Source organism: Halopseudomonas nanhaiensis, assembly GCF_020025155.1.
Classification (GTDB): Bacteria; Pseudomonadota; Gammaproteobacteria; order Pseudomonadales; family Pseudomonadaceae; genus Halopseudomonas; species Halopseudomonas nanhaiensis.
The window spans coordinates 1104584-1121010 of the sequence record NZ_CP073751.1 but is presented as its reverse complement, the minus strand read 5'-3'; the positions used below and the strand labels follow the sequence as shown (position 1 = coordinate 1121010).

Below are 16427 nucleotides of genomic sequence, written 5' to 3'. Positions count from 1 at the left end.
TTCCTCACTCGATATCCTGTGGCAGTGGCTGGGGCAACGCATCGCCACCCAGACCGCCGTGTTCTGTACCATCCAGCCAGTCGATCCTGTCCATCTTGCGCACCACGACGAATTCGTCGCGGTTGCAACCGACCGTGCCGTAGTAGTTGAAGCCCCAGCTCTGCTGGGCGTATCCGCCAATCATGTGGGTCGGCTTGAGCACCACGCGGGTTACCGAGTTGTGGTGGCCACCGCGGGTTTTGGTGGTTTCGGCACCCGGCATGTTCACGATGCGTTCCTGAGCGTGGTACATCATCACCATGCCTTCCTTGACCCGCTGGCTGACCACCGCCCGGGCGACCAGCGCGCCGTTGGCGTTGAAGCACTCGACCCAGTCGTTGTCCTCGATGCCGGCCTTCTGCGCGTCGATTTCCGACAGCCAGATGATCGGGCCACCGCGGCTCAGCGTGAGCATGATCAGGTTGTCCGAGTAGGTGCTGTGGATGCCCCACTTCTGGTGCGGGGTGATCCAGTTCAGCACGATCTCGGTATGGCCATTGGGCTTCTTGCCCTTGACATAATCGATGGTGCGGGTGTTGATCGGCGGCCGGTAGCTCATCAGCTGCTCACCGAAGGCCTGCATCCACGGGTGGTCCTGGAAGAACTGCTGGCGGCCGGTGACGGTGCGCCACGGAATCAGCTCGTGAACGTTGGTGTAGCCGGCGTTGTAGCTGACGTGCTCGTCTTCCAGACCCGACCAGGTCGGACTCGAGATGATCTTGCGCGGCTGGGCCTGGATGTCGCGGAAGCGGATCGACTCGTGCTCCTTGCCCACTGCCAGGTGGCTGTGGTCGCGACCGGTGAACTTCGACAGTGCAGCCCAGGCCTTGACCGCCACGTGGCCGTTGGTCTCAGGTGCCAGCGAGAGGATCACCTCGGCCGCGTCAATCGCCGACTCGATACGCGGCCGTCCGAGGCTCACGCCCTCCTCCAGCACTTCATGGTTGAGCTTGCCGAGGAACTCGACCTCGTGCTCGGTGTTCCAGATGATGCCTTTACCGCCGTTGCCCAGCTTGTCCAGCAGCGGGCCTAGCGAGGTGAACTTCCTGTACACGTTCGGGTAGTCGCGCTCGACCACCACCATGTTCGGGCAGTTCTTGCCGGGCTGCGGTGCTTCGCCTGCGGTTTTCCAGTCGGTGCCACCGAATGGCTGGGCCAGTTCGCCAGGGCTGTCGTGCAGCAGCGGCATGGTCACCAGGTCCTGTTCGACACCCAGCTGGCCCTGCGCGACTTCCGAGAACTTTCTGGCGATCGACTTGTAGATGTCCCAGTCGCTGCGCGCTTCCCAGGCCGGATCGATGGCTGCCGACAGCGGGTGAATGAACGGGTGCATGTCGGACGTGTTCATGTCGTCCTTCTCGTACCAGGTCGCGGTCGGCAGAACGATGTCCGAGTAAACGCAGGTCGAGGACATGCGAAAATCCAGCGTGGTAACCAGGTCGATCTTGCCGATCGCGCCTTCATCGACCCACTCGGCCTCGCTCGGCTTGACGCCGCCACGCTTGCCCAGATCCTCGTTCATCACGCCATGTTTTGGCGTGCCCAGCAGGTACTTGAGCATGTACTCGTGGCCCTTGCCGGAGCTGCCAAGCAGGTTCGAGCGCCAGATGAACATGTTGCGCGGAAAGTTGGCCGGGTTGTCTGGCTGTTCGCAGGCGAACTTCAAGGTGCCGTCGGCCAGCGACTGGGTCACATAGTCGACCGGCGACATGCCGGCTGCTGCAGCATCGCGGGTGATCTGCAGCGGATTGCGGTTGAGCTGCGGTGCGCTGGGAAGCCAGCCACCGCGCTCGGCGCGGATGTTGTAGTCGAGCATGTGCTCGGGAAATTGCGACTTGTCGGCGAGCGGTGAGAGGATCTCGTGCATGCTCATCTTTTCATGCCGCCACTGCGAGCTGTGGTTGTAGAAGAAGCTGGTTCCGTTCATCTGCCGGGATGGGCGACTCCAGTCCAGACCGAACGCCAGCGGCAGCCAGCCGCACTGCGGGCGCAGTTTCTCCTGACCAACGTAATGCGCCCAGCCACCACCGGTCTGGCCTACGCAACCACACAACATCAGCATGTTGATCAGGCCGCGGTAGTTCATGTCCATGTGATACCAGTGGTTCATCGCCGCCCCGACGATGATCATCGACCGGCCCCTGGTCTTGTCGGCGTTGTCAGCGAACTCCCGAGCCACCTGGATGACCTTCTCGCGTGACACGCCGGTGATCGCTTCCTGCCACGCCGGTGTACCGGGCACGCTGGCATCGTCGTAGCTGGTGGCAACATGCTCGCCACCCAGGCCGCGGTCGATACCCAGGCCCGCGGCCTGAATGTCGAACACGGTGGCTACGCGGGCGATACGTCCGTCGCCCAGGGCCAGCGCGCGGCTCGGCACCCGGCGGTACTGAATCGCCTCGCCTTCGACATGCTGGAAGTGATCATGCAGCTGGCCGCCGAAGTACGGGAAGGCCACATCCACTGCTTCGTTCTCGGCAATCTGCGTCAGGCGCAGTTCGACGTCGCGGCCTTCACCGCCCTCGCGCGCTTCGATGTTCCACTTGCCGCTCTCGCCCCAGCGATAGCCGATCGAACCCAGCGGCGAGACCAGCTGATCGGTGAGTGAATCGATGGCGACGGTTTTCCATTCGGGATTGTTTTCCTGGCCCAGATCGCCGGCGAGATCCGAGGCACGCACGAAGCGTGTCGGCTTGTAGCCCTTGTCGGTCTCTTCAAGGAGTACCAGCATCGGCAGGTCGGTATAGCGACGCACATAATCGGTGAAGTAGGCGCTCGGCTTCTCAAGGTGAAATTCCTTGAAGATCACGTGATTGAACGCCTGCGCCAGCGCCGCATCGGTGCCCTGCTTGGGGTTCAGCCAGAGGTCGGTGAGCTTGGCGACTTCCGAGTAGTCCGGCGTGATGGAAACGGTCTTGGTGCCCTTGTAGCGGACCTCGGTAAAGAAGTGCGCGTCAGGCGTACGGGTCTGCGGAACGTTGGAGCCCCAGGCGATGATGTAGTTGGAGTTGTACCAGTCAGCCGATTCCGGCACGTCGGTCTGCTCGCCCCACACCTGCGGCGATGCCGGCGGCAGGTCGCAGTACCAGTCATAGAAGCTCAGGCATACGCCACCGATCAGCGAGAGGTAACGGCTGCCGGCGGCATAACTGACCATCGACATGGCCGGGATCGGCGAAAAGCCGACAACGCGGTCCGGGCCGTACTGCTTGATGGTGTAGACGTTGGCAGCGGCGATGATCTCGGTCACTTCGTCCCAGCTCGAGCGGATGAAACCGCCCAGGCCGCGCTTACTCTTGTAGGAGGTCGCCTTGGCCTGGTCCTCGACGATGCTGGCCCAGGCCTCGACCGGGTTGGCATGGATCGCACGGGCCTCACGCCACAGCTTCAGCAGCGGCTTGCGCACCTTGGGATACTTCAGACGGTTGGCACTGTAGATGTACCAGCTATAGCTCGCCCCACGCGGGCAGCCGCGCGGCTCGTGGTTGGGCAGGTCCGGGCGGGTGCGCGGATAGTCGGTCTGCTGGGTTTCCCAGGTGATCAGGCCGTTCTTCACGTAGATCTTCCACGAGCAGGAGCCGGTGCAGTTCACGCCGTGGGTGGAACGGACGATCTTGTCGTACTGCCAGCGGTTGCGGTAGACGTTCTCCCAGTCACGCGATTCGATGCGAGTCTCGCCGTGTCCGTCGGCAAACTCGTCCTGCTTGCGGTTGAAGAAGCGCATTTGATCGAGCAGATGGCTCATGGTGTTTCTCCTCATTCGATCTGGTCTGTGCCAGACCGGCTACACGTCGGTTCGGGTGGCGCCGCAGTCCGGCGCCGGGATTCGGTTAAGGGTCAGGCGGCGGTGCGTTGCTGCGCCTCCAGCTCGCGGTCGACGGAAGACACGTAGTACTCCTCGGAAAACGCGCCCTCGGGTTCCTTCAGCCAGAGCAGGCACAGGGCGAAGCTGATGAAGGCGCCGGCGGCGATCACCATGAAGAACTGGCTGGGGGTAACGAAGGTGTAGAGGGTGAGGTAGCAGACCGCACCGACATTGCCGTAGGCGCCGGCCATGCCCGAGATCTGACCGGTGACCCGGCGCTTGATCGACGGAATGATGCCGAAGGTTGCGCCCTCGGCGCCCTGCACGAACATCGAGCAGGCCACGGTGATCGCCACAGCGATGATCAGCGGCCACTTCTCGTTCATCAGGCCCATGAAGAAGAAGCCGACCGCGATCCCGAGCATGTAGGCCAGCATGACGAAGCGGCGATTGCCGAGCCGATCGGAAACCAGTCCGCCCATGGGGCGCGCCACCAGATTGACGAAGGCGAAGGACGCGGCGATCAGGCCGGCGCTGGTGGCGGTCAGACCCCAGGTCATCTCGAAGAACATCGGCAGCATGGACACCACAGCCAGCTCCGCACCGAAGTTGGCGAAGTAGGTAGTGTTCAGCGCCGCCACGCTATTGAAGGGGTACTTGTCGTCGTCCGGCACGCCCTTTTTCAGGATCGGCACATTGACGCGCAGAATCTGCACGATCTGGTAGACCACGACTGCTGCAATCGCTGCATAGCAGATCACTGCGCCGGTCTCGGACAGGTAACCCATGTTCTGCACCCGCCAGACCAGAATTGCCAGCACGCCGATCATGGGAATGGTCCAGGCAATCAGCTTGACCATATCGGCCCAGGTGCTGACTTCCAGCGCCGCCGCCTTGTTCGGCTTGTGCTGCACGCTGCCGGCCGGGCCGTCAGTCAGGGCGAACCAGTAGAACACCCCGTAGGCCGCCATGATGATGGCCGACGCAGCGATAGCCCAGCGCCAGCCGTCGTCGCCGCCGAAGGCATGGATGGCAATCGCCGGCAGGGTCATCGCCGCGGCGGCCGAACCGAAGTTGCCCCAGCCAGCGTAGAAGCCTTCGGCAAAGCCGATGTCCCTGGGCTTGAACCACATCGCAGTCATGTGAATGCCGACGACGAAGCTTGCGCCTACCGAGCTCAATACCAAACGTGAGACCAGCAGCTGCACCCGGGTATCGCCGAAGGCGAAGAACAGCGCCGGCAGCGCCATGACCACCAGCAACACCGAGAACACCCGGCGCGGACCGAAACGGTCGAGTGCCATGCCGACGACGATCCGCGCCGGGATGGTCAGCGCCACGTTGGCGATGGCAAACAGCTTGATGTCATCCGGTGTCAGCCAGTTCAGGCTCTTGAGCATGCTCGAGGCCAGCGGCGCCATGCCGAACCAGACGAAAAAGCTGATGTAGAACGCCAGCCAGGTCAGGTGCAGTGCCCTGATCTCCGGTCTTTTCCACTGAAACACTTCCGAAACTTTCATGATCGATGCTCCTTGTTCCGGTTATGGGCAGGCCTGGATCAGCACCGGGCACGGGGCCCGACGCGCCAGGAATGCACTGACGCTGCCGAAGGTCATGTAATCGAGTTCGTCGACCAGCAGATTCAGCGAGCGGGATATGAAGCCGCCATCGGGCTCGTGACTGTGGCGGGCGATCACCAGCAGGTCCGGTTTCTTGTGCTCAGCTGCCTTGAGAATCATCTTGCGAGCATCACCTTCAGCGACGATGACTTCCGCATCCAGGCCCTGCTCCCCGACCAGAGCGGCCGCTTCGCGCAGGAACTGCTGGAACTCGCTCTTCTGCCGTTCATGCAGCGCAGGGCTGGCACTGCTGGTATCCAGCGAGCCTTCCACCACGCCGACCAGCACGATCAACGGATTGAGCGGGCGAAACATGTCGACGGTTTTCTGCAGCGCGGTCCGCGCGTTGCGCGAGTTGTCATAGGCGATCATGATTTTCATGGCGCGCTCCTCAGGGGTTCTTCACGTAGGCGCCGCGGCGCAGATAAAACCACCAGTTCAGGACCAGACACAGCGCGTAGAACACCGCGAAACCGTACATGGCCGCCTCCGGTGTCCCGGCCTTGACCTGCTCACCAATCACGATGGGCGCAACGAACGAGCCGAAGGCAGCGACTGCCGAGGTCCAGCCGAGCACCGGGCCGGCTTTCTCGCGGTCATAGATCACGCCGATGGTGCGGAAGGTGGATCCGTTGCCGATGCCACTGGCGGCGAACAGCACCAGAAACAGCACCAGGAACAGGAAGAAGTACTGCTCCGGCTGGCTGGAGTTGTAAGCCAGCTGCATGACGTAGCCGGCAGCCACCGAAGCGACGACCATGACCACGGAGATGATCTGGGTGACGATCGAACCGCCGACCTTGTCAGAGATCCAGCCGCCCAGCGGACGGATCAGCGCGCCGATGAAGGGGCCGATCCAGGCGTAGGTCAGCGCGCTGGGGCCGTTGGGATTGGCCACGCGTACCACGTCGCCATTGGCGCCCACTTCGCTGGTGAAACCGAAGATCACCGAGATCGACAGCGGCAGTGCCATGGAAAAACCGATGAAGGAGCCGAAGGTGAGCATGTACAGCACGCTCATCGACCAGGTGTGCTTGTCGCCGAATATGCTGAACTGGCGCTTGATGTGCGGCTTGATGCTGCCCGGCAGCGCGCGCAGCAGACCGAGCGTGGTGCCCATGGCCAGAACCATGGCGACCCACATGTTGATGACGCCGAGGCCCATCGGCCGGGGCAGATACAGATAAAGAGTCACGCCCGCGGCGAGGAAGCCGACTCCGTACAGGCCCAGCACCTTGCCGAAGGCACCCAGCGAGTGACCCGGATTCGGCGTGATGGCCAGCAGATTGTTCAGACCACGCCATCCGATCACGGTAAGCGGGACCAGGAACACCAGCCACACCCAGCCGGCGTTCTGCACCCAGGTCTCGGTGCCGGCGGCGATCCGACCGATCAGCGTGCCGCTATCCTGCGCCAGCACCATCGAGCCACCGGCGAAGGCACCGAATACTCCGGCGGTCATCACCAGCGGTATCAGAATCTGCATGGTGGTTACGCCGAAGTTGCCCAGCCCGGCGTTGAGCCCCAGTGCCAATCCCTGCTGATGCTTGGGAAAGAAGCTGGAGATATTGCTCATCGAGCAGGCGAAGTTGCCGCCACCAATGCCGGAGAGAAACGCCAGCAATTGGAAAACCCACAGCGGAGTCTCCTGACTCTGCAGGGCGAGGCCGGCCCCGGCAGCCGGAATCATGAGCAACGCGGTAGTGAGAAAGATCGTGTTGCGGCCGCCGGCAATGCGAATCATGAAAGACGCAGGAATCCGCAGCGTGGCGCCGGTCAGGCCGGCGATGGCGGTCAGCGTGAACAGCTCGGCCGGAGCGAATGGAAAGCCGAGGTTGATCATCTGCACCGTGACGATGCCCCACATCAACCAGATGGCAAAGCCCATCGCCAGGCTTGGGATGGAAATCCACAGGTTGCGGTTGGCGATCTTCTTGCCGATGGCATCCCAGAAGATCGGGTCTTCTACATCCCACTTGTTGATATTGGTCATGGCGCGTCCGTCCTCTGCAAGCACAATCCCGGATAGCGAAGGCACCGGGAGATGACTGCACGCTATCGAGCACGACGCGGAGCTTATTTGATCCAGATCAACGTGGAACCGGGGCCGATTGACATCAAATGCACCCAATACCTCTTTTTGAATACTCAGAAAATCGCTTCTAAAATCCTTATGCTTCAGACACTTGACCGACTTATTCGAGCATGCCGCACGTATCGGGATATATTTCCGGGCTTTAGGGGGTACCCTGATACGGACGTGGGATGCACCGGCGAAAGCGGGCACAATGCGGAGATGAACAAACAGGCGCGAGCATCAACAGCGAACAACGAGTCGGGCCAATTGGTCCCGCGGCACTCGATCGTCTTCAACACGCTGGTCGCGTTCGTGGTGATCATCAGCGTCACGCTGCTCAGCATGCTCGGCAATCTGTACATGGCCGATGCGCTGGAGGGTGACGCCGAGGCGATCAACCAGGCGGGCAGTTTGCGCATGCTCACCTGGCGGCTGGCAACCAGCGCGGAATACGAGCCGCGCGAGGTAACCGAACGCCAGCTCGACCGGCTGGAGGCCACGCTGAACTCGCGGACACTGGAGACGGTGCTCGACCGCCATGGCGAGCTGGAAGCGATCCACGAGCAGATCGTCAGACGCTGGAGCCAGTCCCTGCGGCCGCTATTGAACGAGCCGGCCGACCTGGCTCGCTACCGTGCCGAGGCGCCGGCGTTCGTCGAGGAGCTGGATAACCTCGTGCATTGGCTACAACGGTCTTCGGAGAGCAAGCTGGAAGTGGTGCGCGCACTGCAGGTCGGCACCTTGTTCGTCATCGTGGTGATCGCGTTCATCCTCATCTACGGACTGCATAACAATCTGGCCACGCCGCTGCGCAGCCTGACGCAGCTGGCACGGCAGATCGGTCGCGGCAATTTCGCGGGTTCGGTGGAGATTCCGGGCGATACCGAGCTGAGCCTGCTGGCGCGGACTCTCAATCAGATGAACGCCGAGCTAGCCGAACTCTACGGGCAGATGGAACAGAAGGTCGCCACCAAGACCGCCCGACTGCGACGTAGTAACGAGTCACTGCAGCTGTTGTTCGACACCGCGCGCCTGCTCTACAGCCAGGCGGATGAACCTGAGGTGCTCATGGGGCAGATGCTCGGTGAAGTCCAGCGCATCCTGGACGTCGGCCCCATTTCGCTGTGCCTGAACCGCAGCGCCGGCGTCGGCAGCCATACCTCGATGACCTCGCTCGGATTGTCTCCCCCGGAGTACTGCAAGTTGCCCAACTGCGGCGATTGTCCGGTCAATAGTGAAGGCTCGCTGCTGCCCAGCGGCAATCGGCTGATCAGCTTCGATCTGACGGCGGGCGATGCTGAACTCGGCAACCTGCGAATCGAGCAACCGCTGCAGGCGCCGCTTGAACCCTGGCAGAGCCAGTTGCTGGAAACCCTCGCCGACCTGTTCGCCGCCTCGCTCAGTCTGGCCCAGATGGGTCAGCAGCAGGCGCGTTTCGCATTGATGGAAGAACGCGCGGTCATTGCACGGGAACTGCACGACTCGCTGGCCCAGGCGCTCTCAGCCCAGAAGCTGCAGCTGGCACGACTCAAGCGGCAGGTCAGCCAGGGCAAGAACACCGACGAGCTGATGCAGACACTGGGCCAGGTCGATCACGGTCTCAATGCGGCCTACCGGCAGTTGCGCGAATTGCTTACCACCTTCCGGATCAAGGTCGATCAACCCGGCCTGCACCCTGCGCTGATGGCGACGGTCGACGAGTTCAGCCAGCATTCCGGACTGGAGATTCATTTTGACTATCAGCTCGAACATGCTCCGCTCAAGCCCAACGAGGAAGTACATTGCCTGCAGATCGTCCGTGAGGCACTGAGCAACGTCGTCAAGCATGCACGGGCCTGCCACTGCTGGCTGAGTTTCGACCAGGATGCGCAGGGCACCATTCACGTCAGGATCGAAGACGACGGCCTGGGTATCGACACCGTCGAGAGTCCTGCCGGACATTATGGCCTGACCATTCTGCGTGAGCGCGCCAACAGCCTCAACGGCACGATCCGGATCGGACCGCGGGCGGGCGGCGGCACGCTGGTCTACCTGCGCTTTCCGCCGGCCTACCGGCACATTCCACTGACACAGGAGAACGTCAGCCATGACTGAGCTGGACATCACCCGCATCCTTCTGGTCGACGACCATCCGATGATGCGACGCGGTTTGCGCGATCTGCTCGAACTCGAGCCAGACCTGGAGCCGGTGGGCGAAGCAGGTAGCGGACCGGACGCGATCCGACTGGCAAGTGAGCTGGAGCCCGACCTGATCCTGCTCGACCTGAACATGCCGGGCATGGACGGGCTGGAAACCCTCAAGCGGTTGCGCGACGACGAAGTCGACGCGCGCATCATCATGTTCACCGTTTCGGACGACCAGAGTCACGTGCTCGAAGCCCTGCGCAACGGCGCGGACGGTTACCTGCTCAAGGACATGGATGCCGAACATCTGGTCGCGCAGATCCGGCAGGCCGCGCAAGGCAAGCTGGCGTTGAGTCCGGAGCTGACCATGGTGCTGGCCGAGGCGATCCGTGAGCGACCTAAAACCTCGACCCAGGTGCAGGCATCGAGCCTGACCAAGCGCGAAAAGGATGTGCTGCGGTGGATCGCGAAGGGTCAGAGCAACAAGATGATCGCGCGCAAGCTGGACATCACCGAAGGCACCGTGAAAGTTCACGTAAAGCGGCTTCTGAACAAGCTTGGCATGCGTTCGCGAACCGAGGCAGCGGTCTGGGTAGTCGAAAATCAGCTGCTCTGATCCGATGATCCGGCGCCTGCCTGCTGCGGCTGGGCGGCGTCCTTTTCGACCAGCTTCACCAGGCCGGCGTACAGCTCGTCAGCCTGTTGCGCCGAGCAGTCCTCACCGAAACGCTTGCGTACGCCGTGGTCACTCAGGGTCACATGCTCGTCCGGGCTGACGCCGGCCTGATTCAGGCAGGCCAGCGCGCAATGCAACTTGCAGCCGTCGATGGCGATGATACGGCGGCCGGACCGGGCGATGCGCAGCAGCGCCGGAACCCCGCCGCCGACGCCGGCGATACAGGACATTTCCGCTACCCCTGCCCGGTCCAGCCGAATGGCGATGGTGTTGGCCAGCTGCGCGACATTTGAACAGCCTGAGCAGGCATAGACGAGTGGTTGCGAGTGGTTGTTCATGGGGCCTCCTTGACAGGCCCCAGTATCAGCAGCGATTCAGCCGGTCGCCTTGACGCTCATCAAGCCATCCGGATCTGCCGCAGCCGCCCCCAGCCAGCGAACGGCCTGCCACAGGCGGGGCGGTAAAAGCTCGGGATCGAGGCTGTCGATGAGGTTTTTCACGGCCAGGCCAAGCTCGGTATCGCCCTCTATCACCAGTCGCCGGCGGAAAAACAGGGTGTCAGGATCCTCCTGCCGGCTGACCATCAGCAGGAAGTCTCGCCAGCGTCCGCGAATAATCACATCCGCCGGTGCCGTTTCAGCGAGCCTCAGGCCGCTACCATCGCGGGTAAGGTTCCAGGCCAGCTCGAGTTCCTCCACTTCGAGACGCAACCAGCGGCCATAGAGCACATCGAACTGACCGTCCGCCAGCGGCTGGGCGAAGATCTTCGCCACCGCGCGTTCCAGCACCATCTTTTGCAGGCTGAACGGTACATGGCGGCCCAGCGGCAGGACAGGCTCGGCCATGCGCAGCGCCAGTTTCGCGGGTGTCAGCACAGGCCCACCTCCTCGACTCGCATCATGCCCGGGCGGCCATGCCAATAGCCGTTGCAACCATCCACCGCGAGCGGCGGCGGTTCACCTCGGCGCAGGCGGTCGAACTGATCGACGATCAGGCCCATACCGTTCAGACGCGGGCTCAGGCGCAGCGCAGTGACGCCCATTGCGTGCAGTCGGGGATACTCGGCCGAGAGGTTGGTCACCCCTCCGGACATGGTCTGGATGCCATTGATCGTGAAGAGCGGCTGTCCCTCCTGACTGGTCAGCGGCAACCCTTCCGGATAGTGCTGGCAGATGAACTGGCAGTCATCCTTCGGCCTGTTCTCCGCACGCGCAGTGAAGCAGCGAGCCGAATAGGCCAGAGGCAGATAGCCCCAGGCGAATATTTCGATTTCCGGCAGACTCAGCCCGCTTTGCCGCGCCTGAACGATGACATTTCGAATCAGCGCCTCGGAACATTCCACCGGGGGCGTCCAGCGCTGCATGCCGCAACGGGCAAGTTCGTCGACGGCATGGGCGTTGTAGACATTCAGCGAAGGGCCACCAACGAAGGGCAGGTTCTTCTGGCGCAGATACTGGACCGCAGCCATGTCGTTCGCCTCGACCAGAAATTCACCGTTGTCGCACAAGCGGCGCAGGCTGGACAGCTCGGACTGGGCTTCGATGAGCGCCAGGCCCGACAATACGATCTGCGCACCACTGGCGTTGTGCAGATCCCGTCCGAGATCGAGCCAGTCCGCCAGCGACAGCGCCCGCCGCTTGGAACACACGGTCTCGCCCAGATAGACGCGGTCCAGCGGTTGCTCCGCCATGTCAGCGTAAAACTGCAGGATTTGAGGCCGGGACCAGAAGAACAGGATCGGACCAAGAGTAAGCTGCATGCTGAGCTCCTATTGCCAGGCCCGATGGTAGGCACCGAGGGTGGTCTGACTGCCTTCGGAAAGGCCGGCGAGGACCCGGTTCCAGGCCGGATCGATGGCAAAGCCCTCGGGTTGGCGAGCGAACCGATCCAGCGCCTGCCGCCAGACGCCTGTTACTCGTTCCACATAGGCCGGGCTGCGCTGGCGACCCTCGATCTTCACGGCGGCTACGCCGATCTCGGCCAGTTGCGGAATCAGGTCCAGGGTATTGAGGCTGGTCGGCTCCTCCAGCGCGTGGAAACGCTTGCCGTTGACCATGAAGCGACCCTTGCAGAGGGTCGGATATCCGGCCGACTCGCCTTCAACGTAGCGGTCGATCAACACCTCGTTGAGGCGCACGCTGAGCGCTTCCGGCTCCTGCGCCCAGCGCACGGCGCTGGCCGGCGAGCAGACGCCGCACAGATTCGGTGATTCGCCCGTCACATAGGAGGAAAGATGGCAACGCCCTTCGGCCATGATGCACAGACTGCCGAAGGCGAATACCTCAACCGGCACAGGGCTGCCCTGCGCCACCTGACGCACCTGGTTGAGCGACAGCACGCGTGGCAGGACGGCACGGCGGATGCCGTACCGCTCGTGATAGAAGCCAAGCGCCGCCGCATTGGTCGCCGACCCCTGCACCGAGAGATGCAGTGCGAGATCGGGATGGCGGCGGCTGGCATAGGCGAGCACCCCGGGATCCGCGGCGATCAGCGCATCGACACCAAGATCGGCCGCCTGATCGACCGCGCGCTGCCAGCGCGACCAGCCGTCTGGCAAGGCGTAGGTATTCACCGCGATGTACAGCTGCCTGCCGCGCTGTCGGATCAGTTCGAGTCCGCTGTGCAGCTGCGTGTCGGTAAAGTTGAGGCCGGCGAAGTGCCGGGCGTTGGTGTCATCACGAAACCCCGTGTAGACGGCATCGGCGCCCTGCGCCACCGCCGCTTTCAACGCAGGCAGGCTACCTGCCGGACAGACCAGTTGCATGAGCGCTCCTTACTAGCAATGCACTCAAGCACTGTGCGGCAATCGCTGAGCTGGCGCCTTGATATCGATCAATGCATCAAATCGGACAGCGGCCAGAAGCGTACCGGCGCGCCAGCATCGAACGTCCCGTGCGGGTCGATATCCACCAGACCATCAGCCCAGCTTGCCGCCGCGAGCATGGCCGACCCCTGCTGAGCGTGCAGCATTACGACGCTACCCTCGGCTCCGCCCGTCAGACTTGCACGCAGGAATTGTCGCCGTGGACGCGGTCGGTGCCAGTCGAAGCCGGCAGGCAATACGATCGGCTGCGGCATTTTCTGCGTGCGCCCCATCGCCGCCCATACCCATGGCCTGGCTACCATCAACGCGGTGATCAGGGCGGCCACCGGGTTGCCCGGCAAGCCGATCCACGGTGTGCCGCCAACCTCCCCGAACGCCAGAGGCTTGCCGGGCTGGATTGCCAGGCGCCATAAATGCAGCCGGCCGAGTTCGCGCACGGCATGCTTGATGTGATCCTCCTCGCCGACCGACACCCCGCCGGAGGTGATCACGAGATCCGCCTGACCAGCGAGCTCGGCCAGGCGGATGCGCGTTGTTTCAGCCTGATCCGGCAGCTTCTCGGCGCTGACGATCGCGCAGCCCCATCCGGTCAGTAGTGCTTGCAGCAGCGGCTGGTTGGCGTTGTGAATCTGGCCCGGCCCAAGCGTTTCACCCGGCTCGCGCAGCTCATCGCCACTGCTCACCAGCGCAACCCGCAAACGCTTGTACACCGGCACGCAGGCGATACCGCGACTGGCTAGCAAGCCTATGTCCACCGGCCGCAAACGAGTGCCCGCGCACAGCAACAGGTCCCCTTCCCGCATCTCCTCGCCACGGCGGCGAACGTGACTGCCTGTTCCGACCGACTCGACCCACAGCTGTCCATCGGTAACCCTGCAGTCTTCCTGTGCGATCACAGTATCGGCGCCAGCCGGTAGCGGCGCACCAGTAAATATTCGCACGGCATGCTCCGGCGGCAAGGCGCCCGCCACTTCGCCCGCCGCCACCCGGCCGGCCAGCGGAAGAGGTATCCCAGCCCGCCAGTCAGCGGCCCTCAACGCATAGCCATCCATTGCGCTGTTGTCCCAGGCGGGAACGTCGACGGGCGAGTACAAGGTGTCCGCGAGCACCCGGCCGGCAGCGCCGGCTAGCTGCACTGTTTCCGATGAGGGCAGCGGCGGCAACCTCGCGAGCATCTGCTCGAGCGCATCCTCGATCCGCATCAGCGGTTCATCGGGGCAGTCGCAGCCTTTCATCCGCGACTCCCGCACGCACACTGATCGCCACCGCACCCGGTTGCGGCGCCAGGTTCCCGAGGCCGCTTCTTCAGGTGGGGCACCGCATTGCACGGCCGCGTACGGCTATCAAGCTGCTCAAGCAGAATCTGGTCCCAGGCCAACCGGCAGGCGCCGGGTGAGCCAGGCAGACAGCAGATCAGCGTGCCGTTGGCGAAGCCGGCGAGCGCGCGGGACTGGATTGTCGAGGTGCCGATATCAGCCAGGGAGAGGCTACGAAACAACTCGCCGAATCCGTCCATGGTCCGATCAAACAAGGGCGCAATGGCCTGCGGGGTATTGTCCCGCACGGTGAAACCGGTGCCGCCAGTGAGCAGGATGACCTGCACCTGCGGATCGACGATCCACTGCGAAACGACCGCGCGCAGATGGTAGACATCATCGATCACCAGACGACGATCGGCCAGCTGATGCCCGGCATGCTGCAAGGCGTCCACCAGGGTCTGGCCCGAGGTATCGGTATCGAAGGTGCGCGTGTCGCTGACAGTGAGCACGGCGATGGAAAGCGGGACAAAGCGGGGATCGAACGAATGGGCCATGATGAGCTCCTGCGGCATTTTCTAAAGCTTGCCGCCGGAGCCCGGTCCGGCCTATTACTCCTAGGAGGTAAGGACCCGGGACATCGGAGGGACTAGCGCCACCGCTCGGCGGCGCTGGAATCGGCGTCGCGGGCATCGACCCAGCGCGGTCCGTCCGGGGTCTCTTCCTGCTTCCAGAATGGCGCGCGCGTTTTCAAGTAATCGATGATGAAGTGACACGCCTCGAAGGCGGCTTGCCGATGCGCTGAACAGACACCAACGAAAACGATCGGCTCGCCGGGCTCGAGTTTGCCGACCCGATGCAGCACATCCGCACTGATCAGCGGCCAGCGCTCCCTGGCTTCATCGACAATCGTCTGCAGGGACTTTTCGGTCATGCCCGGATAGTGCTCGAGCAACATGCCGGCGACGTCCTGGCCGTCATTGAAGTCCCGCACGTAGCCGACGAAGCCAACCACCGCGCCCACACCAAGGTGTTCGGCATGCAGTGCGTTGAGCATCTGCCCCGCATCGAACGCTTCAGTCTGGACGCGAATGGTCATGTCAGCCTCCCGTGACTGGCGGAAAAAAGGCGATTTCGTCGCCGTCCCGCACCGGCTCGTCCAGCGCACACATTTCCTGATTCCGCGCGCACATCAGCCGTGATTCGTTCAGAACGGCCCAGGCATCGCCCCGCGCGGCGAGCTGATCACGTACCTCCCTCACGGTACTCAATGAATCACTCCAGGGGAGCTGTTCCTGGCCGGTGCCGAGGGTTTCGCGGTAGCGGGCAAAGTACTGAAGCATGATCATGGCTGGTCCTCCACGCGGTAGTGCCCGCTCTTGCCACCGGTTTTTTCGAGCAGACGCGTGGCCTCGATGACCATGCCCTTGTCCACGGCCTTGCACATATCGTAGAGCGTGAGCGCGGCCACGCTCGCGGCGGTCAGCGCTTCCATTTCCACACCGGTCTGGCCGGCCAGTTTGCAGCGCGCGCGAATGCGTACGGCGTCAGGGTGCTCGGCCGTCAGCTCGACTTTTACCGAGGTCAACATCAGCGGATGACACAACGGAATCAGTTCCCAGGTGCGCTTGGCCGCCTGGATGCCAGCAATGCGCGCCACGGCGAAAACATCGCCCTTGGGATGGCCGCCGCTTTGGATCAGGTCGAGTGTTTCCGGCCGCATGCGCACCAGGCTTTCCGCCACCGCTTCGCGCGATGACACGGCCTTGTCGGTCACATCGACCATATTCGCCTGCCCCTGGGCATCGAGATGAGTAAGCATGAGGTGTCCTGAACGATTTGCGTGGCGTTACTCTACCGCAAGCGTAGTCGTCGGGCAGTACCTCTGGCGGGAGACCTTGCTTCGTTACACAACCTCATAAGTGTTTTGATTAAATTGTGTGCCAAGCCTGAACGAAGCGGCACCGCACGCCGACACGCAGCAACGTCCATGTAACTCGGCGATCG

The 16427-nt window shown here is 62.9% G+C and carries 15 protein-coding genes; 2 read left to right on the top strand and 13 right to left on the bottom strand.

The features are described 5' to 3' along the window. Nucleotides 1-4: 4 nt before the first annotated feature. From KEM63_RS05095 to KEM63_RS05080, 4 genes are all read right to left on the bottom strand, one after another. Nucleotides 5-3784, bottom strand: a complete 3780-nt coding sequence (locus KEM63_RS05095; RefSeq protein WP_223655120.1) for a nitrate reductase subunit alpha — start codon at nucleotides 3782-3784, stop codon at nucleotides 5-7. A gap of 92 nt (nucleotides 3785-3876) precedes the next feature. Beyond that, nucleotides 3877-5364, bottom strand: coding sequence for an MFS transporter (locus KEM63_RS05090; protein WP_223655119.1), 1488 nt, complete (start codon nucleotides 5362-5364; stop codon nucleotides 3877-3879). A gap of 21 nt (nucleotides 5365-5385) precedes the next feature. Then, entirely contained in the window at nucleotides 5386-5844 is a 459-nt protein-coding gene (locus tag KEM63_RS05085; RefSeq protein ID WP_223655118.1) for a universal stress protein, read from the bottom strand. Between the two features lie 10 nt (nucleotides 5845-5854). Beyond that, nucleotides 5855-7456 carry an MFS transporter gene (locus KEM63_RS05080; protein WP_223655117.1) on the bottom strand — a complete coding sequence of 534 codons (1602 nt, stop codon included), beginning with the start codon at nucleotides 7454-7456 and terminating at the stop codon, nucleotides 5855-5857. Between the two features lie 303 nt (nucleotides 7457-7759). Between KEM63_RS05080 and KEM63_RS05075 the strand changes: the two genes are divergently transcribed. Both KEM63_RS05075 and narL read left to right on the top strand, forming a co-directional pair. Further along, on the top strand, nucleotides 7760-9634 hold the full coding sequence (locus KEM63_RS05075; protein ID WP_423747852.1) for a histidine kinase: 1875 nt from the start codon (nucleotides 7760-7762) through the stop codon (nucleotides 9632-9634). Continuing rightward, nucleotides 9627-10280, top strand: a complete 654-nt coding sequence (narL, locus tag KEM63_RS05070) for a two-component system response regulator NarL (RefSeq protein ID WP_223655115.1) — start codon at nucleotides 9627-9629, stop codon at nucleotides 10278-10280. The genes KEM63_RS05075 and narL overlap by 8 nt, the downstream gene beginning before the upstream one ends. Here the strand turns inward: narL and KEM63_RS05065 are convergent. From KEM63_RS05065 to moaC, 9 genes are all read right to left on the bottom strand, one after another. Next, nucleotides 10268-10678: a putative zinc-binding protein gene (locus tag KEM63_RS05065; protein WP_223655114.1), complete on the bottom strand. Its 411-nt coding sequence runs from the start codon at nucleotides 10676-10678 to the stop codon at nucleotides 10268-10270. The two genes, narL and KEM63_RS05065, sit on opposite strands and share 13 nt — an antisense overlap. 36 nt (nucleotides 10679-10714) lie before the next feature. Continuing rightward, on the bottom strand, nucleotides 10715-11215 hold the full coding sequence (gene ubiT, locus KEM63_RS05060; RefSeq protein ID WP_223655113.1) for a ubiquinone anaerobic biosynthesis accessory factor UbiT: 501 nt from the start codon (nucleotides 11213-11215) through the stop codon (nucleotides 10715-10717). After that, the gene (locus KEM63_RS05055) at nucleotides 11209-12099 is read right to left on the bottom strand and encodes a U32 family peptidase (protein WP_223655112.1); all 891 of its coding nucleotides are present in this window, start codon (nucleotides 12097-12099) and stop codon (nucleotides 11209-11211) included. Before KEM63_RS05055 ends, ubiT begins: the two co-directional genes overlap by 7 nt. 9 nt (nucleotides 12100-12108) lie before the next feature. Further along, nucleotides 12109-13104 (bottom strand): ubiquinone anaerobic biosynthesis protein UbiU, encoded by a 996-nt coding sequence (gene ubiU / locus KEM63_RS05050; protein WP_223655111.1) that lies wholly within the window; start codon nucleotides 13102-13104, stop codon nucleotides 12109-12111. A gap of 68 nt (nucleotides 13105-13172) precedes the next feature. After that, entirely contained in the window at nucleotides 13173-14399 is a 1227-nt protein-coding gene (locus KEM63_RS05045) for a molybdopterin molybdotransferase MoeA (RefSeq protein ID WP_223655110.1), read from the bottom strand. Beyond that, complete coding sequence (gene moaB, locus KEM63_RS05040) at nucleotides 14396-14977, bottom strand: molybdenum cofactor biosynthesis protein B (protein WP_223655109.1); 582 nt, start codon at nucleotides 14975-14977, stop codon at nucleotides 14396-14398. The genes KEM63_RS05045 and moaB overlap by 4 nt, the downstream gene beginning before the upstream one ends. Nucleotides 14978-15069: 92 nt before the next feature. Beyond that, nucleotides 15070-15519, bottom strand: coding sequence for a molybdopterin synthase catalytic subunit MoaE (moaE, locus tag KEM63_RS05035; protein ID WP_223655108.1), 450 nt, complete (start codon nucleotides 15517-15519; stop codon nucleotides 15070-15072). A 1-nt stretch (nucleotide 15520) separates the two neighbouring features. After that, the gene (moaD, locus tag KEM63_RS05030) at nucleotides 15521-15769 is read right to left on the bottom strand and encodes a molybdopterin converting factor subunit 1 (RefSeq protein WP_223655107.1); all 249 of its coding nucleotides are present in this window, start codon (nucleotides 15767-15769) and stop codon (nucleotides 15521-15523) included. After that, nucleotides 15766-16242, bottom strand: coding sequence for a cyclic pyranopterin monophosphate synthase MoaC (gene moaC / locus KEM63_RS05025; RefSeq protein WP_223655106.1), 477 nt, complete (start codon nucleotides 16240-16242; stop codon nucleotides 15766-15768). Before moaC ends, moaD begins: the two co-directional genes overlap by 4 nt. Nucleotides 16243-16427: the final 185 nt, after the last annotated feature.